Source organism: Actinopolymorpha alba DSM 45243 (genome assembly GCF_000373925.1).
GTDB classification, from domain to species: Bacteria; Actinomycetota; Actinomycetes; order Propionibacteriales; family Actinopolymorphaceae; genus Actinopolymorpha; species Actinopolymorpha alba.
This window is the reverse complement of the sequence record NZ_KB892760.1, coordinates 36,495-58,563: the sequence shown is the minus strand read 5'-3', so window position 1 is coordinate 58,563 and position 22,069 is coordinate 36,495. Positions and strand designations below refer to the sequence as shown.

Below are 22,069 nucleotides of genomic sequence, written 5' to 3'. Positions count from 1 at the left end.
CAATGCGTACGCCGTGCCAAGATCGCGGCCATGAGTGGCGAACTGGGGCGCTACGGCGAGGATCGGCCAGACACGGGATCGGACCGCAGGCCTGACGACTTCAAGTGCCGGTTCGAGGAAGAGGTCGTGGCAACCCGCCACATCCGCGACCGCAACGCTGCCGACCCCGACCGGCCGTTCTTCGACCCGCTGAGGTACGCGGACATCGCGAAGGTCACCCGCCCCGACCGACCCACCAAGGAGCCGGAGAAGCCGAAACCGCCGGAGGCTTCGGAGCGGCGCGATGCTGACCGGCCGGCACCGTACAGCGCCGAGATCGCTGAGCGGCTGCCGGAGGCGTTGGAAGGGAAGGGCACGAAGGCTCACGGGCTGCTCGCGGACGGGAAAGGTGCGCTGATCTGGGACCAGCCCAAGCCCAGCGGCTACGAGGGTCCGGCGAGCGAGGTTGGTTGGCGGAACCTTCGGCTACCGCGATCAGAACTCATGGTCATCTCCCACGTCGAAGCGCACGCGGCCGCGCAGATGCGTCAGGAGAACCGGCAGGAATGCACGCTCTACATCAACAGGGCCGTGTGTCCGTTCGACAGGGACACCCCTGAGAATGCGGAGAAGTACAAGCCGAGCCGCCATGTGCTTCTCCCGCACATGCTTCCGCCAGGTGCGAAGCTGACAATCTACGGGCCAGGCGGGTTCCAGCAGGTCTATCGAGGGTTGGAGAACGAGAAGTGACCGAACCGGTCCAGTACCTACTCGAATACGGCGACGGCCCTGCCCAAACCGAGGTGTCGACGGTCGACGAGCTTGACCATGCACTGGACGAGGTGAACCGAGAGGCCGAGCAGGACCAGGTGCCCTACGCCGTCTACGTCTTCACCCCAGCCGCCTGGGATGGTCCTGTCCTGGCCCTGGGGGTCGGTCGGGACTTCTCGTTCCTCAACTTCGACAACGCCCACGTTGTCGGCGACCTCGACAGCGACAAGCCCACCGAGTGGTGGTATGGCAACGACTGGGGCCACCGGCCACCAGGTCGCGGCATCCCCGTCGAGACCGCACGGGAGGCGGCGCGGGAGTTCGTCCGCACCGGCCAGAGGCCGACGAATGTCGAGTGGATCGAAGCCGAGTAGGCAGGCCGGTCTATCTCCGTAGCCGCGGCGTGCGCGAGCCTCGCCAGCCTTCTTGTGGTGGACGTATGACCGCCAGATCCCGACCGGCAGGAAGACGAGCTGCCGTGTGACGCCATGCTCGCGGTCCACGCGTCCGTGAGCGACGAGGCAGCGGTCCTCACCCGCCCGGCGGCGGCACGCCGGCCCTGGCATCCGGGGGTGAGTTCTCGGGCTGATCTTGGGGGACGGTGAGGGTGAGGATCTCGATCTCCTCCTGGAGATCCCGGGGCAGCCAGGCGATCGCGTCGGCGACGTAATGCACCTGGCGCAGCGGGCCGAGCGAGGAGATCTCACCAAGCTGGTTGAGATCGTCGAGGAGAGACTGGTCCTGCTCGCGCTCGTTTCGTTCGGCGGCGGCCCGCGCCGTCGCGTCGTCCGCCAGCGCCGCTAGCGCGGCAAGTGCGCGCGCCTTGCTGGCGTTGAGCCAGACGGCGAGGCCGTTGCCGTCTGTGGTGGCGAAGGCGGCGCCGGCCTTGGCGTACCTGATCGCGGCGTACGGCCGGCCGGTCCAGTACGCGACGATGGACTGCAGACCGCGTACCCACGCGCGCAGGCCGTCATGGTCGGCGCGGTCGGCGCAGATGAACGCCGTGTGGGCGTGCGTCATCGCCATGTGTGCGTCAGATCGGTCGTGAGAGACCTTCGCCAACATGCCCGACAGGACGGCGGCGAGGAAGTGCAGCCGGCGCGCGTGGGCCGGCTTGGGCCCCTGCTCGAGGAGCTCGAAGACGGCCCCCTGGGCATCGACGAGCGGTCCGAGAATCTCCGGAAGTGGGCGCTGGCGGTAGGCGCGGACGAGGTGGCGTACGTCGTGGTGGACCGTCCGGATGCTCTCGTCGTCGACACTGGCTCCGCCCACCCGCAACCCGAACCTGCGGGCCCGCCGGGCGGCGAGCTCCAGCACCTCCTGCTCCTCGCCCCGAGCGAGTCGTTCGACCGCGGAGATGCCAGCGGAGGTCGCGGTCGCTGGGTCGATTGAGCTTGCCGCGGAGGTTGAGGTTGCGGCCGTGGTTGCGGCCGTGGTTGCGGCCGTAATTACGGTCGCCTGCGGGGGCACGAGCAACTCCGCGGCCGGCCTACCGAACATCTTCAGCAGCACCCGTCTGGTGATGGGTGTGGTGCCGGTCCGCTGTCCGGACGCGAGCCGCCGCAGGTGCCGTGCCGACATGCTCGCGCCGCGCTCGCCGCACTGGCTCGCGACCTGCTCGAACTCGGCTGCCACCTCGTCGTAGGTCTGGTCGCGCTGCCAGATCAGCTGCTCCAGGACGGTGCGAGGGATGGCTGAACGTCCGCGCGTCATCCCGCCTCCTTACGGCGGACAGTTTTGCTTGCCCCACCCCCGAACTCCAGCCGCGCGCCCCGTAGGTCCGCGCGAGGTCCGCGTGATGTCCTTACGAGGCCCTCAGTAGGACCTCGCGAGGTCAGACGCGCGCGCCAGAGACTCAACACCCATAGCTGATTCGCCGACGACGGCCCTGGATTCTCGCCGCAGTCGGCACGTCACATCCTTTGCGTGACAAGGAAGTCATTCAGACGATGCCAGCAGAAGACCCGAACCCGGATCGCTCAGAGCGGGAACGCCAGATAGCGGCCGCCGAGTTGTCCCTTCAGACCGCCGGTTACCAAGCATTTCCACGTGTCGGCCATGACGGCGAGCAGTACGCCCTGGAGGTTCCGTTTCCCTCCCTGCCCGAACTCTCGGTCGTCCTACGCTGCGACCGTTGGGAAGGCCGATGGGTGTTCCGACAGACCGGCTGCCGCCCGGTCGCCGACGCGAACGACCTGGAGGCCCTCCTCGCCTGGGTCAAGCGACTGGTCGAGCCACCTTTCGGGGAGTCCCTGTGAAACTTTGGGAGTCGCTGTGAAGCCACCCGAACTACCTCTGACATTCCTTCCAGGGTTGGGATCCGTGCGCTGGCCCGAGGCCGCGATCGACAACTACGCCGCCGCGCTCGACGTGGCGCACAGACCGGACCGGTCGCGGGTCGGGGTCCGCTGGAGGTGGCGGATCATCCCGCGACCGGTCCTTCAGAGCACGCACTGCCTCCTCTGCGAACTTGACTGGCCTTGCCCAGCAGCCGCCTGGGCTCAGTGGCGGCTGTCCAGCTACGCGCGACAGACCCTCTCAGACGCCGTCTGAGGAGAGGCGTCAACCGTTCCTTGCGGCCAGGTTCCCCTGAACTCCACGCGATCCCGTCTGAGCGCGGCCGCCATGATGGGGAAGGTGCTGGATCTGATTGAAGCTCCGGTAATCCATCCAGGGCGCGACCGAACGCGGCATGCCTCCACGAAGCACGCGCCATATAAAGCTTATTCAAACTCGCATCGGCTGCCTGCTGCATCAGGCGCCGCACTTTCGCCAAATCGGGGAGGTGCCGCGGGTGGCGTCTCACATTGTGTACACCTTCTGCGGTACGAGGCGGGGCAAGTTCCCACCAGGCAAGGTAAATTCGCCTAGCGAGGTGGGGAATTGCCGCGTGAGGCCCCTACAGGGGCGTACACAATGCGAGACAAAAGCCTGACTTTCTCACTATCTGATACAACCAGGTGTACGCCATTCGAGACGACCGCCACCTCACGCGGCAACTCCCTACGAAGCACCCTCAATTCAGCTCGCTCGGTGACGACTCGGCGCACGAGGACCCGAACCGGTCGCACATCTGCCGCACTTCAGCAAGACCGTGGAAACTCCAGGGGTCATAGCACCCCGGAGTCTCCACGATCCTGAGATGCGGCACTCAAGAAAAGGATCTTGGACTGATTCGAGAGCTGCTCACTATGCGAGATCGCCCACCGAGGTTGCGATGCCTTGGCGGAGGAGTTTCGGCATAGAAGCCGAGACACCTCCGCCAAGTCAGCTCCCGCTGCCTTCACGATGAAGGAATCTCCTCGAAACTCAAGGTCCTTCCGGGCCTGTGCGTCAGCAGGGTTCGCGACGCTGAGATGACTCACAAAGGGACACGGCGCCACCAGCCCGTCCCGAGGTTGTGGGTCACCCACATACTGGAGCCGTGCGCATCACTCGGAAGATCGCGGCGTTCCTCCTCGGCGTCGCGGCCTGGAACGTCATCACGTACGCCACTTTCATCCGCAACCTCGCCAAAACCGAGGGACGCCCGACCGGCTACTACGTCGCCCACACGGTGTTGATCATCGTCAACCTTGGGATCGCGGCTGGTCTCGGCGTGCTCGGCGCGAAGGCCTGGCGCGCGGAGCGCGGCCGGGAAAACGCCCCGGAAAGCACTACGGGAAGCCAGGCCTCCCGCTAGCTAGGACCCGGGCAGTTCCGTGGTGTTCGCTCCTGAGATGACCACCACGACCGTCTCGCCGGGTTCAGGGCGGAACGCGCCGGAATGCAGAGCCGCGAAGGCCGTCGCACCACCGGGTTCGGCGAGGATGCGGCAGCGTTCCCACAGGAACGTCCGTGCCGCCACGATCGCGTCGTCCGGCACGAGCACGGGTTGTACGCCGTGCTGGCTCGCGACCGCGTGGGCGATCCGCCCGGCGGCGGCCGCGCCCATGCTGTCGGCCGCGACGCCTCCCACCTCCGCCTGGACGGGCGAGCCGGCCACCAGGGCAGTGTGAAGCGTCGGGCAACGCTCCGGCTCGACCGGCACCACCCGACTGTCCGGCAGGGTCTCCCCCATCGCCAGGGTGACACCGGCGAACAACCCGCCTCCCCCGCACGAGACGAGGACCGTCGAAGCCTCGGGCACCTGTTCGGCGAGTTCCAGGCCGAGTGTGCTCTGTCCCGCCACCACCTCCGGAGCGTCGTACGCATGGATCTGCGCGACGGCCCGGCCCTCGGCCCACTTCTGGCTCGCCACCCACGCGTCCGGGTAATAGCCGTCGACGACGACCACCTCAGCGCCGTACGACGCGACCCGCGCGGCCTTCACCGGCGGCGAGGTCGACGGCACGAAGATCCTCGCGGGTACGCCGACGCGGGCAGCGGCCCAGGCGACCGCCGCCCCGTGGTTGCCGCCCGAGGCCGCGACGACGCCGTCAGATGGGACCGGTCCCGCGAGCAGGGTGTTGAGTGCGCCGCGCACCTTGAATGATCCGGTGTGCTGGAGCAACTCCAGCTTGACAATGACCCGCGCGCCGGCGACACCGAACTCCTGCCCGTCAATCTCATACACCGGAGTACGCCGGACAATTCCGCCCACCCGGGCAGCAGCGGTATACAGATCGGTAGCGCTTGGTAACACAACGGGATCGGTCGCGTTCACTGGTCGCTCTCCTTGCGGCGAGGTCCTGCTGACTGTGTTTCAACGGTTATCCACTATTCACGCGCGCTGCAAAACGCATTCAACGCTGGCGTACTAGTCTGTGCGACACCATGTCCCCGGATCTGCCCCCAGGGTGTCTCCGCGCCGCGCAGGCGGCGACAACCGGCCTCCTTGCCCTGCTTGTGATGCTCGGCTTTGTCGCCATGCCGCCCACGGCGCCGGTCGGCGCGCCAGGCACCGCCCGAGCGGAGAGCCTCGCCCTCGAGCCGGGTCCGGCGGCCACGACAGCACCAGCGACGGCACCCCCTGGCTCGACGGCCCCAACGGGTACGCCCACGCCAGGTATCACCACCGGCACCAACCCGGCCAACCCGTTCACCGAATCAATCGGCGGTGCGGCACTTGGCCAGACGGGTTCGGTCGTCGTCGACCCGAAGGCTCCGGTGCGCCCGCCCAACGTGGACGTCGCGTCGTACGTCGTGGCTGACCTGGACACCGGCGAGATCCTGGCGGCCAAGAACGCCCACGCCCAACTCCCCCCGGCGAGCACGCTCAAGACCCTCACCGCGATCGCGCTTCTGCCCCGCCTCGACAAGCGTGCCCGCTACACCGCGGTCCAGGCTGACGCCAACATGGAGGGCAGCAAGGTCGGCGTCGAAGCCGGCAGCATCTACACCATCGACCAACTCTTCTACGGTTTGTTCCTTCCCTCCGGCAACGACGCCGCCAACGCGCTCGCTAACGCCAGCGGGGGCATGCGGGCCGCCGTACGCCTGATGAACGCCGAGGCCAAGCGGCTCGGCGCGTTCGACACCCATGCCGTCAACAGCAGCGGACTCGACGAGCCCAAGCAGGTCTCCTCGGCGTACGATCTCGCGCTCTTCGCGCGGGAAGGCATGGGCCGCGCGGACTTCCGCAAGTACGCCACGACGCCGCGGTACAACTTCCCGGGCCGGGGCGGCAAGACGTTCCAGATCCAGAACGGCAACAAGCTCCTGGCCAACTACCCCGGAGCGATCGGCGTCAAGAACGGCTACACCACCCAGGCACACAACACCTTCGTGGGCGCCGCCGAGCGTGGCGGCCGAAGGCTCGTGGTGTCCCTGATGCGCACCGACCGGCCGTCCTGGGAGAAGGCCGGCAAGCTCCTTGACTGGGGCTTCACCGTCGCGGAGAAGGCCAAACCCGTCGGCACCCTCGTCACTGCCAACGAGGTCGCGCTGGCCGCGGCCACCCACCTCACTCCCCAGACCGCCTCCCCCGGACCCACCAGCGCTCCTTCGCACTCGCCCACGGGCGCCACCGCGCAGACGCAGGAAACCCCGACCGCTGGGGCCGTCCCGCGCACGGTGCGTCCGGGCGTGACTATCCTTCCCGACACCCTCCAGCGGCTGCCGCTGTGGATCTGGGTCACCGGTGCCGCGTTCGTCGTCCTCGCGGGGCTCCGCGTCTACTCTCACGTCCGCACGCGGCGGCGAGCCCCGGCGGCACGGGTTCCGTAGGACGCGGAGCGCTCAGCGCTCACGGCCCGCCTCCTCCTGGCCGCGAGCCAGCCGACAGCCAGCGCTCCACACACCGCCGACACCGCGTGCGTCGCGGCGTTCCTCGCGCGCCCTCCCGCTTTCTCGCCGCGCGTCGTCGCTACCGCGCTGGCATCCTCCGCGTGCTCCGTCGAGGTGGCCGGCGAGGTGGCCGCCGTCACCGCCCACGCAGCACCGAGGACCGCCAGCCGGTCGAAGTAGTTGATCCAGATGAGCAGGGCGACCATGATCGCGAACGCGCCGTACAACGGGTTGCTCGTGACGCTCCCGATCACCAGGCTGGCCAGCTGTTTGAGGATCTCGAACCCCACACCGGCAAGGAGCGCGCCCTGCCACAGCGCCCTCGCCGGCACCTCGTGCCTGGGCAGCAGGCGGTACAGCGTGAAGAACAGCACCGTGTTGGCTCCGATCCCGACCACGATCGACGCCGCCACGAGCAACCAGCGCACACCGGGCGCCCCGGCGAGCCCGAGGAAACGCAGCACAGTGTCGGTGAAGCCGGTCACCGACGTACCTAGCCCGACAGAGATCACCAGGATGATCCCGACGGCAACCAGGACGAGCAGGTCATGGGCCTTGTTCACAAGGAAGTTCCGCTTCTTGACCGCCACGGCCTCAAAGACCGCCTGCAGCGCGCTCCGCAGAGCCGAGATCCAGCCGAGGCCGGAGTACAACAGCACCAGCAGACCCACGATCCCCACGCCGGCCTTCTGGCTCGCGATCGCCATGACGTTGATCTGGTTCGGGCCCGTCCCGATCATGCCGGGGAAGGCGGCGGTCAGGGCGGCGGTGACCTGGCGTTCGGCGCCCGGCACGTAGACCACGACGTACCCCACCGCGGCGAACGTCAGTGCCATCAGCGGAAAGAACGACAGGAAGGCGAAGTACGTCGCGGCCGCCGCGAGCTGGCTCCCCAGGACCGCCTGGTAGTGCGCCAGAGCCCGCGCGAGGTGATCGAGGAGGCGGGAGCGTTCGCGGGTACGCCCGACCAGCGCCTCGACTCGCTGCTTGATCTGGCTGACCCGCATGACATCACCGCTACCCAGTGTGCGACCCGACCAAAGATCTTGACGTCCTTGGTTCCCCTACAAAGGCCGTAGGCGATTTCGCCTTTGGGCCGCCGCCGGTCACGCCCGACATGAGTGGACTTGCCGGTGTCCTCCTCCATCTGGGCGCGCTCGATGCCGAGTTGGAACAACGGGGTGCGGACTCGGGCGCCGACCCGTCCGTTCGACGTGATGCCCGGTGCCCTTGTCCAGTCAGTTCCTGAGCTGAGGGAGGCCAGCCTGGTAGGCGAGCGCGACGAGCTGGGAGCGGTCGCGGGCGTGGAGCTTGCTGAGGAGGCGACTCACGTAGGTGCGCGCGGTGGCCGACGTGATGTGGAGTTCGGCGGCGACCTCGTCGTTGGACCGACCGCATCCGATCTGATAGAGCACCTCTCGCTCGCGTTCGGTGAGCCCGGCGACCAGGTCGGTGCGGGGCGGCTGGACGACCGTGCGAGCGGCGGCGTTCATCACCCGGCGAGTCACAGCAGGCGACAGCAAGGCCTCGCCGCCGGCGACGACGTGGATGGCCCGGCGCAGATCGTCTGGGTGTGCGTCCTTGAGAAGAAACCCAGCGGCTCCGGCGCTGATCGCGTCGAAGATGTGCTCGTCGGTGTCGAACGTGGTCAGCATGATGACCTGGATGTTGGCCAGCTGCTCGTCACCGGTGATGCGGCGGGTCGCCTCGATGCCGTCCGTTCCGGGCATCCGGATGTCCATGAGGACCACGTCAGGGCGCTGCTCCTGACAGAGTGCCCGCGCGTCCTCTCCGTCGGCTGCTTCGCCGACGACGGTGATGTCAGGCGCGCGTTCCAGCAGCGCACGTAGTCCGGCACGAACGAGCTGCTGGTCATCGACAATGGCCACGCGGATCATCGCACTCCCTCGATCGGCAGTGAGGCGGAGACTTCGAAGCCGTCGTCGGCCGCCGTCGCGGTGAGTGTGCCACCGACCAACTCCGCCCGTTCCCGCATGCCGGCCAACCCGTGCCCACCGTCCGTGCTCGTACCACCGCCGTGGCCGTTGTCTTTCACGGCGATGTCGACACGGTCGGACCGATAACGCAGGTACACATCGACGTGGGTCGCGTTGGCGTGGCGTACGGCATTGGTGAGCGCCTCCTGCACGATGCGGTACGCCGTCACGTCGACGACGGTGGGCAGCGGTGCTTGCTGCCCCTCGAGGTGAACGGCGACGGGCAGCCCACTGTCGGTGGTGGCGGCGGCCAGACGGTCGAGATGTTCCAGGGTGCCCACCGGGGCACGCGGCGTGTGTTCGGCCGGCTGCCGTAGCAGAGTGACCGTGGAGCGCAGTTCCTGAGTGGCCTGTCCGCTAGCGGAGCGGATGACGGCGAGAGCGGCCTGCGTGGCGTCGACATCGCGGTCGTCGAGCGCCTCACGGGCGACATCGGCCTGCATCGAGATGATCGTCGTGGTGTGAGCCAACACGTCATGCAGATCGCGAGCGAGCTGCAGGCGTTCCTGGGTGATGACCCTGACGGCTTCCTGCTGGCTCGTGCGTAGGAGGTCCTGCTCGCGTTGACGCTGTTGCGCCGTGCGGATCTGGCGGTTCCGTACGCCGTCGCCGAGCGCGATGGCGCCGGCCATGATTGCCACTGACCACGGCAGTTCGTAGCCGAACAGGTAGCCGAGCGCCGTACCCTCGCGCAGTCGGAAGAAACTCGATGCCGCCACCAGGACTACGGCCGTGCTGGTGGCCAGCAGGACCTTGCCGTGTTCAGCAGCGGAGTAGAGCGCGGCGGCGAGGGGTACGGCGAGCCCGATCGGCGGATAGTCGGCGATGTAGTAGCCGGTCAGTCCCACGGCAGTCGCGAGCAGTGCCAGCGAGGGATGGTGGCGCCGGACGAGCATCAACAGGCCGAGACCCACCGCGAACATGTACGCACCGACGTCGGGTCCACGGCTCCCACCGACGTTCGCGGTGATCGCGACCGCGACGACCAGTGACACGACGCCGCCGAGGCAGGCGTCGAGCACGACCTGTCGTCTGCTCACACCCACGCCCAGCCAGCGTAGTCGACGCGGCAACGGGTCCTGGGAAATCTCGTCGGTAGCCGGTTTGATGTCGACAGCTGACGTACTCGCCGCGAAGACACATACCCCAAGCTGCGACACCCGATTGTTGATTCAGGAGGGACGACGCAGCGGCCGGCTCATGCGTACCTTCTCAGATCATGAGAACACTTGGGGTGGCCATCCTTGGTCTGTTCATCGGCCTGGTCGCTGGCGCCTTGCTGACCTCGGCCCTCGGCCGACCGATGGTGGCCGGCGGCGGGGACATCTCGATCAGCGCTGGAATCCTCCTGGGGATGGTGATGCCCGTCCTGGGCGTCGCGGGCGCGGTCATCGCCGTGATCATCGATCGGAAGTCGCGGGACGCACCATGACCACCGCGTTGGTACGACAATCCGTGGCTCTCGTACCCCGCTGGGCAGTGTGGTCGTTGCGCGGCCCCGCGCTGCTCGTCACCCTCCTCATCCTCGCGCAACCGGTTTTTGCCGGGCTGTTCGTCACTGGCGACGTCGGCATGCTCGACCTGCACAGCGCCACCGCGTCGTTCCTGGTCGCGCTGCTCTTCTTCCAGGTCGTCGCGGCGATTCTGGTGTGGCGTCCGGGTCGGGGTCCCGCCTGGCCGATCGCCGCGAGTGCGGCCGCCTTCGTGCTGGCCGAACTGCAGGCCGGGCTCGGGTACGCCCGCGTCGTCGCGCTGCACATCCCGCTCGGCGTCCTGCTGTTCGGGTTGTCGGTGGCGTTCCTCATCACGCTGTGGTCTCCGCGTCTGCGTCACCGCCGCCCAAGCCGGAAACGAGGGGCAGCACGATGACGTCGCGACGTTTGTCCCGGCGCGGCTTTCTCGGTGCCCTCGCGACCGCCGCTGTCGGGGTGAGCGGCTGCGGGTCGCTCACCACCGAACGCAGCGCTGTCCCACTCCCCAGTCGGCTCCGGCTCCCAACGCCGTTCACCGTGCCGCTGGCTGTCCCCGCGACCGCCGAACCCACCCGTGACGGTACGTACGAATTCGTCCAGGAGCCGGCCCGAGTGGAGATCATTCCGGGCACCCGTACCGAAATCTGGGGTTACAACGGCGTGTTTCCCGGACCGACGTTCGATGTGCGTGGTCAGCAGCCGATCAAAGTGCGGGTCGTCAACAAGCTACCCGTCCCCACGTCGACGCACCTGCACGGCGGCGTCACCCCGCCGGAGTTCGACGGCTATCCCACCCATCTGGTCGTTCCGCCTCAGCTGACCGAGCGATTCGAACCTTCCGGTGCCCACGCCGCACACGCTCCGTCGGCGTGGAAGCTCACTCCGGCGGAGTTCGTGCACGAGTTTCCGCTCGACCAGCCAGCCGCCACCTTGTGGTACCACGACCACCGGATGGACTTCACCGCACCACAGGTCTACCGCGGACTTGCCGGCATGTTCCTCGTTCGCGACGCTGTCGAGGACGCACTGCCGTTGCCCCGCGGCGACCGGGAGATTCCCTTGCTGATCTGTGACCGCGCGTTCGGCGAGGACGGCTCGATGCTCTACCCGTCCGCCGATCCGTCACTGCTGGGTACGCCGGGGGTGACCGGCCCCTACCACCAGGGTGTCGAAGGTGACGTGATCCTCGTCAACGGGGCGCCGTGGCCGCAAGCCGAGGTTGCGGCGGTCCGGTACCGGCTGCGGATCCTCAACGCCAACAACGCTCGCCGGTTCGACCTTCGCCTGGACCCGCCACCACCGTCGGGAGCGGCGTTCACCCAGATCGGAAGCGATGTCGGGTTGCTCGCCCGACCGCAGCCGCTGGACCGGCTGGTGCTCGCGAGCGCCGAACGCGCCGACGTCATCGTCGACTTCGGGGCATACCCGGTCGGCACCCACGTGGTGCTGCGTAACCATCTCGGTGCCGGCACGACCCGTGATGTCATGCGCTTCCACATCACTCGCCGCGCCAGGGACGACAGCGCCGTACCGGCCACACTCGCCGACGCCCGCCGCCTCTCGGCGGACCAGGCGGTACGCAGGCGCCGGTTCGATTTCAGACTCAGCGGCCCCGGCCCGCACGGCAAGCTGTGGATGATCAACGGGCAACCGTTCGACCCGGCCAGCGCGTTGGCCAGTCCCGAACTCGGTACGACCGAACTGTGGACGTTGACCTCCGACTTCCACCACCCGGTCCATGTCCACCTCGGGCACTTCCAGGTTCTGAGCCGCAACGGCAGGACGCCGCGTGCCTCGGACACCGGCTGGAAGGACACGGTTGACGTTCGCCCCTATGAGGTAGTCCAGATCCTGGTGCGTTTTGACGGGTTCCGCGGCCGGTACGTCATGCACTGCCACAACCTCGAGCACGAGGACATGGCGATGATGGCCAACATCGACGTCAGTTGAGAGCTGGACCCGTTGTCACCGGTCGAGTCGGCCTGCCGTCGTGGTTGGTGTTGTTCCCGATCTGGTTGGGCACCGGATTCCTCGCACCCATCGCCGTGGTCGGCCCACTCGCGGGGGTGTTCGTCGCGACCACCGGCAACGCCGCGGTGTCACCGGACAGCCCGGTGCGGCCCTGGGTGTTCGGTGTCGTCTACACCGGGTTCGTCGCCCAGGCGCTCACCCCGTGGTGGGTGAGGCCGCGACCGGCGCCGAGGTGGTCCCGCTGGTCCGGAACCTCCGGCCGGATGTCGTACTGATGGACGTCCGCATGCCCGAGCTGGACGGCCTGCGGGCCACCCGGCTTCTCCTCGACACGGTGGCCGACCCGCCGAAGGTCCTCGTGGTGACCACGTTCGAGAACGACGAATACGTCTACGAGGCGCTGCGCGCCGGCGCCAGCGGCTTCCTCCTCAAGCGGGCCCGGCCGGCCGAGATACTGCAGGCGGTCCGGCTCGTCGCGAGCGGCGACTCCCTGTTGTTCCCCGCGGCGATCCGGAGCCTGGCCGCCCGGCACGGCACGCCGCGCCCGCCGCACCCGCTCACCGGACGCGAGGCGGAGACGCTCCGGCTGATGGCCGAGGGCCTGTCCAACGCCGAGATCGCCGGACGGATGTACGTCAGTCCGGAGACGGTGAAGACCCACGTCGGCAACATCCTGGCCAAGCTCGGCGCCCGGGATCGCACGCAGGCCGTCATCGCCGCCTACGAGTCGGGGTTCGTCACGCCCCGGTGAACCCGCGGCTCTGGTGCCGAGCGAGTGGATCAGATGTCGAGCGGCTCGAGCATCGGGCCGGGCAGCGGGCCACCCAGGGCAAAGTCGCGCTGGGGCCGCCACACGGAGTCGGCACCGTGCTCGAAGAGGCTGAAAGCCTGCACGTTGAACGCACATTCGTAGCCGTCGAGCGCTTCGTACGCCTTGTCGAGCACGTGCTCGGGCAGGTCGTGCGCGATGGTGACATGCGGGTGGTAGGGGAACGCCAGCTCCCGGTTCAGCGGCCCGCTGCGAACGCCGTCGGCCAGGCGTTCGCAGGAGGAGATGCCCTCGGCGAGCGCGACGAAGACCACCGGCGAGACCGGCCGGAAGGTCGCGGTGCCGTGCAGCCGCATCAGGAACGGCCGGGAGGACTCTGCCACCGCCAGCAGGTGCCGCTCGATGGCGAGCATCTCCTCGTCACGCACCTTGGTCGGCGGCAGCAAGGTCACGTGGGTCGGGATGGCGTCAGCCAGCGGATCACCAAGTGCCGCTCGCCAACGCTGCAGCTCCCCGCCGTACGGCTCGGGAATCGCGATGGCGACACCGATCGTGCGCACGCGGCGGCCACCTAACGCTTCGCGGAGATGAAGCCGACACGGTCATTGACGGCGCGCAGGGTCTCAGCCGCCACCGCCCGGGCGCGGTCAGCGCCGCGAGCAAGGATGCTGTCGAGGCTCTCCCGATCCTCCAGCAGGGCGAGCGTGCGTTCGCGGAACGGCGTCACGAAATCCACCACCGCGTCGGCGACGTCGCGTTTGAGGTCGCCGTAGCCCCGGCCGGCGTACGACTCCTCGAGCTCAGCGATGCCGCGCTCGGTCAGCGCGGACAGGATGGTGAGCAGGTTGGAGACACCCGGCTTCTCGTTCTCGTCGAAGCGGATCTCCCGCCCCGAGTCGGTGACCGCGCTGCGGATGCGCTTGGCCGACACCTTGGGATCGTCGAGCAACTCGATGATTCCCGCCGGCGTCGACGACGACTTGCTCATCTTGGCGTGCGGCTCCTGCAGGTCGTAGATCTTCGCGGTCTCGCGGAGGATGTAGGGCTCCGGGACCACGAAGGTCTCACCGAACCTGCTGTTGAACCGCTGGGCCAGGTCCCGGGTCAGCTCCAGGTGCTGCCGCTGATCTTCGCCCACCGGAACGGCGTTGGTCTGGTAGAGCAGGATGTCGGCCGCCATCAGGACGGGGTACGTGAACAGCCCGACGGTGGCGCCTTCGACCCCCTGCTTCTGCGCCTTGTCCTTGAACTGCGTCATCCGGCTGGCCTCGCCGAAGCCCGTCAGGCAGCCGAGGATCCAGGCGAGCTGGGAGTGCTCCGCGACATGGCTCTGCACGAAGAGCGTGCAGCGCTCCGGGTCGAGACCGGCCGCGAGGAGCTGGGCCGCCGAACGCAGGCTGCGTTCCCGCAGCAGAGCCGGGTCGTGGCCGGCGGTGATCGCGTGCAGATCGACCACGCAGTAGAAGGTGTCATGCGTGTCCTGGAGCCCGACCCACTGCCGGACGGCACCCAGGTAGTTGCCGAGGTGGAACGAGTCGGCGGTGGGCTGGATGCCCGAGAGCACGCGCGGTCGCGACATGATGTGAATTGTGCCAGCCCCACAAGATCGGGTTGACCGCCCGTCCACTCCCGGACGGAGGGGGCGTGCGGCATACTGATCGATCCCGACGGCGCGTTCGCGACCAGTCGCCGACCGCTTACAGCCGCTGCCCCAAAATGACCACGTATACGTGGTCATTGCATGCCTCACATGGCATCGGCACCATGCGAAGCAGGTAATGACCACGTATACGTGATCATTCCGGCGGGCCGGGCGGCGCGCCGTCCGCGAGCGACCTCGCTCACCGCTGGCCGACCGACCGGGCCTCCTCGTCATCGGCTCCCGGGTCGGGTCGTCCCGCGGTCGCCGGGTGCTCCCGATCGGGCTCCGACACCGGATCCCGCGACGCCGCCGGACCCCGCTCGGCCGCCGGTGTCGCGGCCGTGTCCTCGGCCCCTGTCGAATCTTCGGGCGGCCGGGGAGCGAACCGCAACCGGGCCACCCGGCGCCCGTCCAGCTCGGTGATCGTGAACCTGTGCCCGTCGACGTCGACGTACTCACCGACCGCGGGCAGGTGGCCGAGGCGGGCGATCACGAAGCCGGCCACGGTTTCGTACGGCCCGTCAGGAATGGCGACCCCGGTCTCCTCGGCGAAGTCGTCCAGGCCGAGCCGGCCATCCACCTCGATCTCGCCGGACAGAAGCCGCCGCGACGACGCCTCCGCCACCGTGTCGTACTCGTCCTGGATATCGCCGACCAGCTCCTCCACCAGGTCTTCGAGCGTCACGATGCCAGCCGTACCGCCGTACTCGTCGAGCACGATCGCGAGGTGGTTGCGGGTCGCGCGCATCTCTGACAGGGCGGGGAGGACACGCTTGGTGCCCGGCAGGAACAGCACCTCGCGGGCCAGGTCACCTACCCGGACCGAACGCGTGGCCATGTCGGGGTCGAGCAGGTCGCGGACGTGGACGAACCCCACCACGTCGTCAGCCGACTCCCGAGTGACCGGATAGCGGGAGTGCGGCCGCTCGCTGACCAGCTTCACGGTCTTGTAGACCGGCGTCGACGCGTCGAGGAAGTCCACCTCGGTCCGCGGCATCATCACCTCACGCAGCTGCCGGCTGCCGGCCCGGAAGACCTCGTCGACGATCGCGCGCTCCTCCACGCCGAGAGTCTCGTGGCCTGAGACGAGCTCACGCAGCTCCTCATCAGACATCTGCTCGCGCCCGAGGTTGGGATCACCGCCGAGGAGGCGGACGACGACGTTGGTCGACTTCGACAGGAACCAGATGATGGGTCGGCACAGCCGGGCGATCCGGTCGACGAGCGGGCCCAGCGCCAGCGAGAACGTCTCGGCCCGCTGCAGCGCGAGCCGCTTCGCCGCCAGCTCACCCACGACGATCGAAACGTACGACACCGCGATCGTGATCAGGATCAGCGCGACCGGCTGGGCGATGCCGCGGGGTACGCCGAGCCCGCGGAGCACCGGCGCGAGGTTCGCCGACAGGCTGGCGCCGGCGAACGCGGAGGCGAGGAAGCCGGACAGGGTGACGCCGATCTGCACCGAGGAGAGGAACTGATTGGGGTCTCTCGTCAGGTGCGCGACCCGGGCCCCGCGCTTGCCGCGCTGGGCGAGGCTCTTGACCTGGCCCTCCCGCAGCGAGACGAGCGCCATCTCCGCCGCGGCGAACACGCCGCCGATAAGGACGAAGATCAGGGCCAGTCCGATATCGGCCAGAACGTCGTTCATGGGTGTTTCACCGCCCGCTCAGAGGTCGCGCGGGCGTCCTGTATCCCAACCAGGACGGCGGGTCTTCGCCATGAGCCCAAGACTAACGACTCCCTTCAGGCCGGCGCACCGCTCCGGAACCAGCTCGGTGACGCGACGCTAGGGTTTCTCCGACGTACGCGCGGCCGGATTGGTTGCGTCGGGCATGTCCGGGCGGCTCGTCGCTGGTCCCACGGCGCGTGGCTGGCGGGCAGGGAGATTGCGGGCAGGCATGAAGAAGACGACGACTCGACTGGCCGACGGGCGCGAGCTGATCTACTTCGACGAGGCCGACGACGTGGTGCGCGACGCGGTCGACGAGCGGGACCTTCCCGCCCGTTCCGGCGGCTCGGAGCTGCGCTACGACGCGGTGATGGACGAGTGGGTGGCGCTCGCCTCGCACCGGCAGACGCGTACCTTCCTGCCGCCGGCCGACCAGTGCCCGCTCTGCCCGTCCCGTCCGGGGCGGCCGTCCGAGATCCCGGCGAGCGCGTACGACGTCGCGGTCTTCGAGAACCGCTTCCCCTCGCTGTCGATGGACGCGCCGGCGGTGGTGGGCCCGACGGTGGACGGGGCCGAGCTGTTCGCCCGGCGACCCGGCATCGGGCGCTGCGAGGTGGTCTGCTTCACCTCTGACCACGGCACGTCGTTCGGGTCGCTCACGCCGTCGCGGGTACGCACGGTGATGGAGGCGTGGGTCGACCGCACCCTCGAGCTCAGCGACCTGCCCGGCGTGGAGCAGGTGTTCTGCTTCGAGAACCGCGGCGAGGAGATCGGCGTCACCCTGCACCACCCGCACGGCCAGATCTACGGCTACCCCTTCGTGACACCGCGGACCCAGCGCATGCTCGCCTCGGCGGAGGCGTACGCGGGCCGGACGTCGCGCAACCTGTTCGAGGACGTCCTGGCGGCTGAGCGGACCGCCGGAGTCCGGGTCGTGGCGGAGACGGAGTACTGGACGGCGTTCGTCCCGGCGGCCGCCCGGTGGCCGGTCGAGGTCCACCTCTATCCGCGCCGACGGGTGCCCGACCTGCCCGCGCTCACCGACGCCGAACGCGACGACTTCGGGCCCCTCTACCTCCGCCTGCTCCGCGCCTGCGACAGGTACTTCGATGGCGGGGTGGCCCTGCCGTACATCTCCGCGTGGCATCAGGCGCCGGTGCGGGTGGGCCGGGACCTCGCCGCCCTGCACCTCGAGGTCTTCTCGATCCGGCGGGCGGCCAACAAGCTGAAGTACCTCGCGGGGTCGGAGTCGGCGATGGGTGTCTGGATCAACGACGTACGCCCCGAGGACGTCGCGGCCCGGCTGCGCGACCTGGTTGACGCGATCGACGTCGACGGCGCCCCGCGGTGAAGGAGAAGCGGATCATGAAGCTGCTCGTCGTCGGCGGCGCGGGCTACATCGGTGGCATCGTGGGAGCACTGCTGGTCGAGGCGGGCCACGACGTCACCGTGCTCGACGACCTGTCGACCGGGCACCTCGACGGCGTCCCCGACGGTGCGAGCTTCGTGCAAGCCGGGGTTGACAGGGCCGCGGAGGTGCTCGACGGGTCGTACGACGGCGTGCTGCACTTCGCCGCCAAGTCACTGGTCGCCGAGTCGGTCCAGAAGCCGGATCTCTACTGGCGGACCAACGTCGGCGGCACGCTGGCGCTGCTCGACGCCATGCGGGAGCACGGCGTACGCCGGATCGTGTTCTCCTCGACGGCCGCGACGTACGGCGCGCCGGCCACGATGCCGATCACCGAGGACACTCCCCCGGTGCCGACAAACCCCTACGGCGCCTCGAAGCTCGCGGTCGACCGGATGCTCGAGGGCGAGGCGCGGGCATACGATCTGGCGGCGGTCAGCCTGCGGTATTTCAATGTCGCTGGGGCTTACGGCCGCTACGGCGAGCGACATGATCCCGAGACGCACCTCATTCCCAACCTGCTCGCGGTCGCGGCTGGGGAGGTCCCGCACGCGCGGGTCTTCGGCACCGACTACCCCACGCGGGACGGCACGGCGGTCCGCGACTACCTGCACGTGGTCGACCTCGCCGACGCACACCTGCGGGCGTTGGACGCGGCAACGCCGGGCCGGCATCTGGTCTGCAACCTCGGCACCAGCGCCGGTTCGACGGTGCGCGAGGTCCTCGACGCGGTACGCCGGATCACCGGTCACGCCGTCCCGGTGGTGGAGAGCCCGCGCCGGCCAGGTGACCCGCCGTCTCTGGTGGCGTCGTACGACCGCGCCCGCACCGAACTCGGCTGGTCACCGCAACGCTCCCTTGACAGCATGGTCGCCGACGCCTGGGCGTTCCGGCAGCGGCGAGCCGGAATTGGCTCCACGTACAACGACTCCACGAACAAAGCCACCTCCGAAGGCGGGCAGCAGTGAACCTCCGTGACGCGTTCGAGTCGGCGTTCGGCACCGCACCGGACGGGGTGTGGGCGGCGCCCGGCAGGGTCAACCTGATCGGCGAGCACACCGACTACAACGACGGGTTCGTCCTCCCGCTCGCGCTCCCCCAGGGCGTGGTCGCCGCCGCGTCAACCCGGTCGGACGGTCTGCTGCGGATGGCTTCCCTGCAGGCCGAGGGCCGGATCGAGGTGCCCGTGGACACCCTGACGCCGGGCTCGGTCACCGGGTGGGCGGCGTACGTCGCGGGCACCGTGTGGTCCCTGCGCGCGGCCGGACACGAGGTCGGCGGGATGGACATCCTCGTCGACGGGGACGTCCCCCTCGGGGCGGGCCTGTCGTCCTCAGCCGCGCTGGAGTGCTCGACCGCCCTGGCCGCGACCGAACTCCATGACCTCGCGATCGAACCCTCCACGCTCGCCCGCCTTGCCCAGAAGGCAGAGAACGACTTCGTCGGCATGCCGTGCGGCATCATGGACCAGTCCGCCTCGCTCCTCTGCGTCCGCGACCACGCGCTCTTCCTCGACACCCGCACGCTCCAGACCGAGCAGGTGCCGTTGGACCTCGGCGCCGACGGCCTGGCGCTCCTCGTGATCGACACCCGCGCGCCGCACCGGCTGGTCGACGGTGAGTACGCCGCTCGCCGGCGTACCTGCGAGGAGGCCGCCGCAGCGCTCGGGGTGCCGGCCCTGCGCGACATCGAGCCCGACCATCTCAAGGGCGCCCTCGACCGGCTCCCTGACGAGGTTGCCCGGCGGCGGGTCCGGCATGTGGTGACCGAGGACGCGCGGGTCCTGCAGACCGTCACCCTCCTCCGCGCTGGCTCCACCCGGGAGATCGGCCCGCTCCTCACCGCGTCGCACGAGTCCCTCCGCGACGACTACGAGGTCACCGTGCCCGAACTCGACACCGCCGTCGACGCCGCGCTGTCGGCTGGTGCCCTGGGCGCGCGGATGACCGGCGGCGGTTTCGGTGGCTGCGTCATCGCACTGGTCGAGGCCGACGCCATCGAGGTGGTCGCGGGCCGGGTGGCCGACACCTTCGCCGCGTCGGGCTTCGCGGCTCCGGCGCCGTTCGTCGCCCAGGCCTCGGCTGGCGCACGGCGGTTGGTCTAGGCCGCGGGGGTTGCCGCTGATGTCGAGCTGCTGTGGACCGTCTGCGGGACGAGAGGCGCCAGCTGACCATGGGGCCGATCCGGTGCCGGAGCTGGGGTTCGAGGTGCCCCACCGGGACCCACGCGAAGCGGCCCGCGGCATGGTCGCGATCCCGGGCGGGGATTTCCTCATGGGCGGCGACGATCCCGACGCCTTCCCCGAGGACGGCGAGGGTCCGGTCCGGACCATCCAGCTCACGCCGTACCTCCTCGACGCGACCGCGGTGACCAACCGGCAGTTCGCGGCGTTCGTCCGGGCCACGGGGTGGGTCAGCGACGCCGAGCGGTTCGGGTGGTCGTTCGTGTTCCACCTCTTCATCGGTCCAGCCCAGCGACGGCACGTGATGGACGCGTCGGTCCCGGGGGCGCCGTGGTGGCGCGCGGTGGAGGGCGCGTCCTGGCGTACGCCGGAGGGCCCGGGGTCCGACGTCACGACCCGTCCCCAGCATCCCGTCGTCCACGTCTCCTGGCGGGACGCCTATGCGTACGCCCGCTGGGCCGGCAAGCGGCTGCCCACCGAGGCGGAGTGGGAGCGCGCCGCCCGTGGTGGCCTCCCGCACGCGACGTACGCCTGGGGCGATGAGCTCACCCCGCGCGGACGCTTCCGGGCGAACATCTGGCAGGGCCAGTTCCCCCGCGTCAACACGGCCGAGGACGGGCACGTCGGGACCGCACCCGTGAAGTCCTTCGCCCCCAACGGGTTCGGGTTGTACGAGGTGGCCGGGAACGTCTGGGAATGGTGCCAGGACTGGTGGAGCACCGACTGGCACGTGGCTGAGAGTCGCGAGACACGGGTCGATCCGGCCGGGCCAGCGACCGGTGTGGCCCGGGTGATGCGCGGCGGCAGCTACCTGTGCCACGCGTCGTACTGCAACCGGTACCGCGTCGCGGCCCGCACCAGCAACACCCCGGACAGCTCCACCGGCAACACCGGCTTCCGCTGCGCCGCGGACCTTCCGGCAACCGCTACTCCCAACTGAATCCGGGCCCTGCCGGCGCGAGCGCGCAGCCGTCCTCGAGCCTCGGGAATGCCTCCGGTGAAGCCCTGAGCCCCGTCTCGAGCCAGATCGCAGAGGGCGCGCACAGCAGGAGGCTCAGCGCGGCGGGACCGCCGCCGTGGGATGCGTACGGAACGTCGAACGCCGCCGCCAGCGCCCCGATCGCACGGATCTCCGTCGGTCCACCGGCGCGACGCAGGTCCGGCTGCACGATTCCGATGGCCCGCCGCTCGAAGAACCGCCGGAATGCCCTTGCTCCGTAGAGGTTCTCGCCGGTCGCGACCGGTATCCGGAGCCGCCGGGTCAGCTCGGCGTACCCGTCGATGTCGTCGGCCCGCAGGGGTTCTTCGAACCATCCCACCCCAAGGTCCCCGAAGGCCTCGCCACGACGGAGCGCCTCGTTGACTGTCAAGACCTGGTTGGCATCGACCATGATCTTTATGTCAGGCCCGATTTCGGCGCGCACACTCTCGATCCGGTGCACGTCCTCCTCCAGAGTCGGCGCACCTGCCTTGAGCTTCACGCCCCGGAAGCCTTCCTCCACTGCCAGGACACACTGGCGACGGAGTTCGTCGACCGAGTAGTTGGACCAGCCCACCATCGCGTACGCCGGGATGCGGTCACGGTAGGCGCCCCAGAGCTGGTAGGTCGGAACCCCGTGCGCCTTCCCGAGTAGGTCCCACAGGGCAACGTCGAGCACGCTGATCCCGAACGTCGCGATCCCATCGGTGCCGTGGTATTCCGTCTCCGCCTTGAGCGACTCGATGATCTGGCCGATCCGCTCGGCGTCCTGGCCGACGACCTTCGGCGCCAACTCCTCCTCGATGAGGACCGCCAGTGTGTGCGGCGCACCGTCACCGCGACCGAACGACGTCGTCGCCTGCCCCACCAGGCCGTCATCCGCGATCACCTCGACAGCCACGTGGCCGCCGCCGCTCAACGTCTGCAACGCATCACGGATCGGGCGCTCCGCGTGCGGGCGCCGAGCGTACTCGACCCGAACTTCCTTGATGTGCACGAGATTCCTCATCCTTTCAGGCGCCT

General features: G+C 69.0%; 24 protein-coding genes. 15 read left to right on the top strand and 9 right to left on the bottom strand.

Going from position 1 to position 22,069, the window contains the following annotated elements; genetic code table 11:
- Positions 1-30: 30 nt before the first annotated feature.
- Together B141_RS0119995 and B141_RS0119990 are read left to right on the top strand one after the other, a co-directional pair.
- Positions 31-729, top strand: coding sequence for a DddA-like double-stranded DNA deaminase toxin (locus B141_RS0119995; RefSeq protein ID WP_020576961.1), 699 nt, complete (start codon positions 31-33; stop codon positions 727-729).
- Positions 726-1,124 (top strand): Imm1 family immunity protein, encoded by a 399-nt coding sequence (locus tag B141_RS0119990; protein ID WP_020576960.1) that lies wholly within the window; start codon positions 726-728, stop codon positions 1,122-1,124. Before B141_RS0119995 ends, B141_RS0119990 begins: the two co-directional genes overlap by 4 nt.
- Positions 1,125-1,281: 157 nt before the next feature.
- On the opposite strand, the gene B141_RS45880 is transcribed toward B141_RS0119990, so the two are convergent.
- Entirely contained in the window at positions 1,282-2,463 is a 1,182-nt protein-coding gene (locus tag B141_RS45880) for a hypothetical protein (protein ID WP_020576959.1), read from the bottom strand.
- Between the two features lie 236 nt (positions 2,464-2,699).
- Between B141_RS45880 and B141_RS0119980 the strand changes: the two genes are divergently transcribed.
- From B141_RS0119980 to B141_RS0119970, 3 genes are all read left to right on the top strand, one after another.
- Positions 2,700-3,008, top strand: coding sequence for a hypothetical protein (locus tag B141_RS0119980; protein WP_020576958.1), 309 nt, complete (start codon positions 2,700-2,702; stop codon positions 3,006-3,008).
- A 64-nt stretch (positions 3,009-3,072) separates the two neighbouring features.
- Positions 3,073-3,303 (top strand): hypothetical protein, encoded by a 231-nt coding sequence (locus B141_RS0119975; RefSeq protein WP_020576957.1) that lies wholly within the window; start codon positions 3,073-3,075, stop codon positions 3,301-3,303.
- Between the two features lie 871 nt (positions 3,304-4,174).
- Positions 4,175-4,432: an SCO4848 family membrane protein gene (locus B141_RS0119970; protein WP_020576956.1), complete on the top strand. Its 258-nt coding sequence runs from the start codon at positions 4,175-4,177 to the stop codon at positions 4,430-4,432.
- Here the strand turns inward: B141_RS0119970 and B141_RS41675 are convergent, their stop codons facing one another.
- Positions 4,433-5,395: a threonine/serine dehydratase gene (locus B141_RS41675; protein WP_020576955.1), complete on the bottom strand. Its 963-nt coding sequence runs from the start codon at positions 5,393-5,395 to the stop codon at positions 4,433-4,435.
- A 110-nt stretch (positions 5,396-5,505) separates the two neighbouring features.
- On the opposite strand from B141_RS41675, the gene B141_RS45875 reads away from it, so the two are divergent.
- Positions 5,506-6,897, top strand: coding sequence for a D-alanyl-D-alanine carboxypeptidase family protein (locus B141_RS45875; RefSeq protein WP_085944464.1), 1,392 nt, complete (start codon positions 5,506-5,508; stop codon positions 6,895-6,897).
- Here the strand turns inward: B141_RS45875 and B141_RS41665 are convergent.
- From B141_RS41665 to B141_RS0119945, 3 genes are all read right to left on the bottom strand, one after another.
- Positions 6,852-7,964: a YihY/virulence factor BrkB family protein gene (locus B141_RS41665; RefSeq protein WP_020576953.1), complete on the bottom strand. Its 1,113-nt coding sequence runs from the start codon at positions 7,962-7,964 to the stop codon at positions 6,852-6,854. The two genes, B141_RS45875 and B141_RS41665, sit on opposite strands and share 46 nt — an antisense overlap.
- Before the next feature lie 231 nt (positions 7,965-8,195).
- Entirely contained in the window at positions 8,196-8,855 is a 660-nt protein-coding gene (locus B141_RS0119950; RefSeq protein WP_020576952.1) for a response regulator transcription factor, read from the bottom strand.
- Positions 8,852-9,994, bottom strand: coding sequence for a sensor histidine kinase (locus B141_RS0119945; RefSeq protein WP_202805848.1), 1,143 nt, complete (start codon positions 9,992-9,994; stop codon positions 8,852-8,854). Before B141_RS0119945 ends, B141_RS0119950 begins: the two co-directional genes overlap by 4 nt.
- A 179-nt stretch (positions 9,995-10,173) precedes the next feature.
- Between B141_RS0119945 and B141_RS0119940 the strand changes: the two genes are divergently transcribed.
- Genes B141_RS0119940 through B141_RS41650 form a run of 5 tightly spaced genes read left to right on the top strand, consistent with a single transcriptional unit; the run spans position 10,174 to position 13,148 of the window.
- Positions 10,174-10,386: a hypothetical protein gene (locus B141_RS0119940; RefSeq protein ID WP_040421840.1), complete on the top strand. Its 213-nt coding sequence runs from the start codon at positions 10,174-10,176 to the stop codon at positions 10,384-10,386.
- On the top strand, positions 10,383-10,823 hold the full coding sequence (locus tag B141_RS41660; protein ID WP_020576949.1) for a hypothetical protein: 441 nt from the start codon (positions 10,383-10,385) through the stop codon (positions 10,821-10,823). Before B141_RS0119940 ends, B141_RS41660 begins: the two co-directional genes overlap by 4 nt.
- On the top strand, positions 10,820-12,376 hold the full coding sequence (locus tag B141_RS0119930; protein ID WP_020576948.1) for a multicopper oxidase family protein: 1,557 nt from the start codon (positions 10,820-10,822) through the stop codon (positions 12,374-12,376). Before B141_RS41660 ends, B141_RS0119930 begins: the two co-directional genes overlap by 4 nt.
- Positions 12,373-12,672 carry a hypothetical protein gene (locus B141_RS47600; RefSeq protein WP_157181134.1) on the top strand — a complete coding sequence of 100 codons (300 nt, stop codon included), beginning with the start codon at positions 12,373-12,375 and terminating at the stop codon, positions 12,670-12,672. Before B141_RS0119930 ends, B141_RS47600 begins: the two co-directional genes overlap by 4 nt.
- Positions 12,600-13,148 (top strand): response regulator transcription factor, encoded by a 549-nt coding sequence (locus B141_RS41650; RefSeq protein WP_337587610.1) that lies wholly within the window; start codon positions 12,600-12,602, stop codon positions 13,146-13,148. Before B141_RS47600 ends, B141_RS41650 begins: the two co-directional genes overlap by 73 nt.
- Positions 13,149-13,177: 29 nt before the next feature.
- On the opposite strand, the gene B141_RS41645 is transcribed toward B141_RS41650, so the two are convergent.
- The 3 genes from B141_RS41645 to B141_RS0119910 form a co-directional block, all read right to left on the bottom strand.
- On the bottom strand, positions 13,178-13,726 hold the full coding sequence (locus tag B141_RS41645) for a 2'-5' RNA ligase family protein (RefSeq protein WP_020576945.1): 549 nt from the start codon (positions 13,724-13,726) through the stop codon (positions 13,178-13,180).
- An 11-nt stretch (positions 13,727-13,737) separates the two neighbouring features.
- The gene (gene trpS / locus B141_RS0119915) at positions 13,738-14,745 is read right to left on the bottom strand and encodes a tryptophan--tRNA ligase (protein ID WP_026257395.1); all 1,008 of its coding nucleotides are present in this window, start codon (positions 14,743-14,745) and stop codon (positions 13,738-13,740) included.
- Positions 14,746-15,007: 262 nt separating this feature from the next.
- On the bottom strand, positions 15,008-16,456 hold the full coding sequence (locus B141_RS0119910) for a hemolysin family protein (protein WP_020576943.1): 1,449 nt from the start codon (positions 16,454-16,456) through the stop codon (positions 15,008-15,010).
- A 250-nt stretch (positions 16,457-16,706) separates the two neighbouring features.
- Between B141_RS0119910 and galT the strand changes: the two genes are divergently transcribed.
- From galT to B141_RS0119890, 4 genes are read left to right on the top strand one after another with little or no spacing between them, the layout of a single operon-like run.
- Positions 16,707-17,828: a galactose-1-phosphate uridylyltransferase gene (gene galT / locus B141_RS0119905; protein ID WP_020576942.1), complete on the top strand. Its 1,122-nt coding sequence runs from the start codon at positions 16,707-16,709 to the stop codon at positions 17,826-17,828.
- Positions 17,829-17,842: 14 nt separating this feature from the next.
- Positions 17,843-18,853, top strand: a complete 1,011-nt coding sequence (gene galE, locus B141_RS0119900) for a UDP-glucose 4-epimerase GalE (protein ID WP_020576941.1) — start codon at positions 17,843-17,845, stop codon at positions 18,851-18,853.
- Complete coding sequence (gene galK, locus B141_RS0119895; protein WP_020576940.1) at positions 18,850-19,989, top strand: galactokinase; 1,140 nt, start codon at positions 18,850-18,852, stop codon at positions 19,987-19,989. The genes galE and galK overlap by 4 nt, the downstream gene beginning before the upstream one ends.
- 19 nt (positions 19,990-20,008) lie before the next feature.
- Positions 20,009-21,007 carry a formylglycine-generating enzyme family protein gene (locus tag B141_RS0119890; RefSeq protein WP_026257394.1) on the top strand — a complete coding sequence of 333 codons (999 nt, stop codon included), beginning with the start codon at positions 20,009-20,011 and terminating at the stop codon, positions 21,005-21,007.
- Here the strand turns inward: B141_RS0119890 and B141_RS41640 are convergent.
- Positions 20,994-22,055 carry a mandelate racemase/muconate lactonizing enzyme family protein gene (locus tag B141_RS41640; protein WP_084678392.1) on the bottom strand — a complete coding sequence of 354 codons (1,062 nt, stop codon included), beginning with the start codon at positions 22,053-22,055 and terminating at the stop codon, positions 20,994-20,996. The genes B141_RS0119890 and B141_RS41640 overlap by 14 nt on opposite strands.
- Between the last annotated feature and the right edge of the window lie 14 nt (positions 22,056-22,069).

What these genes read in the sequence shown, in the direction of transcription:
- trpS (WP_026257395.1), bottom strand. Translation starts at nt 14,745, where the DNA reads ATGTCGCGACCGCGCGTGCTCTCGGGCATCCAGCCCACCGCCGACTCG.
- B141_RS0119890 (WP_026257394.1), top strand. Translation starts at nt 20,009, where the DNA reads ATGTCGAGCTGCTGTGGACCGTCTGCGGGACGAGAGGCGCCAGCTGAC.
- B141_RS41660 (WP_020576949.1), top strand. Translation starts at nt 10,383, where the DNA reads ATGACCACCGCGTTGGTACGACAATCCGTGGCTCTCGTACCCCGCTGG.
- B141_RS0119940 (WP_040421840.1), top strand. Translation starts at nt 10,174, where the DNA reads ATGAGAACACTTGGGGTGGCCATCCTTGGTCTGTTCATCGGCCTGGTC.
- B141_RS45875 (WP_085944464.1), top strand. Translation starts at nt 5,506, where the DNA reads ATGTCCCCGGATCTGCCCCCAGGGTGTCTCCGCGCCGCGCAGGCGGCG.
- galT (WP_020576942.1), top strand. Translation starts at nt 16,707, where the DNA reads ATGAAGAAGACGACGACTCGACTGGCCGACGGGCGCGAGCTGATCTAC.
- B141_RS0119910 (WP_020576943.1), bottom strand. Translation starts at nt 16,456, where the DNA reads ATGAACGACGTTCTGGCCGATATCGGACTGGCCCTGATCTTCGTCCTT.
- galE (WP_020576941.1), top strand. Translation starts at nt 17,843, where the DNA reads ATGAAGCTGCTCGTCGTCGGCGGCGCGGGCTACATCGGTGGCATCGTG.
- B141_RS0119930 (WP_020576948.1), top strand. Translation starts at nt 10,820, where the DNA reads ATGACGTCGCGACGTTTGTCCCGGCGCGGCTTTCTCGGTGCCCTCGCG.
- B141_RS0119950 (WP_020576952.1), bottom strand. Translation starts at nt 8,855, where the DNA reads ATGATCCGCGTGGCCATTGTCGATGACCAGCAGCTCGTTCGTGCCGGA.
- B141_RS45880 (WP_020576959.1), bottom strand. Translation starts at nt 2,463, where the DNA reads ATGACGCGCGGACGTTCAGCCATCCCTCGCACCGTCCTGGAGCAGCTG.
- B141_RS0119995 (WP_020576961.1), top strand. Translation starts at nt 31, where the DNA reads ATGAGTGGCGAACTGGGGCGCTACGGCGAGGATCGGCCAGACACGGGA.
- B141_RS41640 (WP_084678392.1), bottom strand. Translation starts at nt 22,055, where the DNA reads ATGAGGAATCTCGTGCACATCAAGGAAGTTCGGGTCGAGTACGCTCGG.
- B141_RS0119980 (WP_020576958.1), top strand. Translation starts at nt 2,700, where the DNA reads ATGCCAGCAGAAGACCCGAACCCGGATCGCTCAGAGCGGGAACGCCAG.
- B141_RS41665 (WP_020576953.1), bottom strand. Translation starts at nt 7,964, where the DNA reads ATGCGGGTCAGCCAGATCAAGCAGCGAGTCGAGGCGCTGGTCGGGCGT.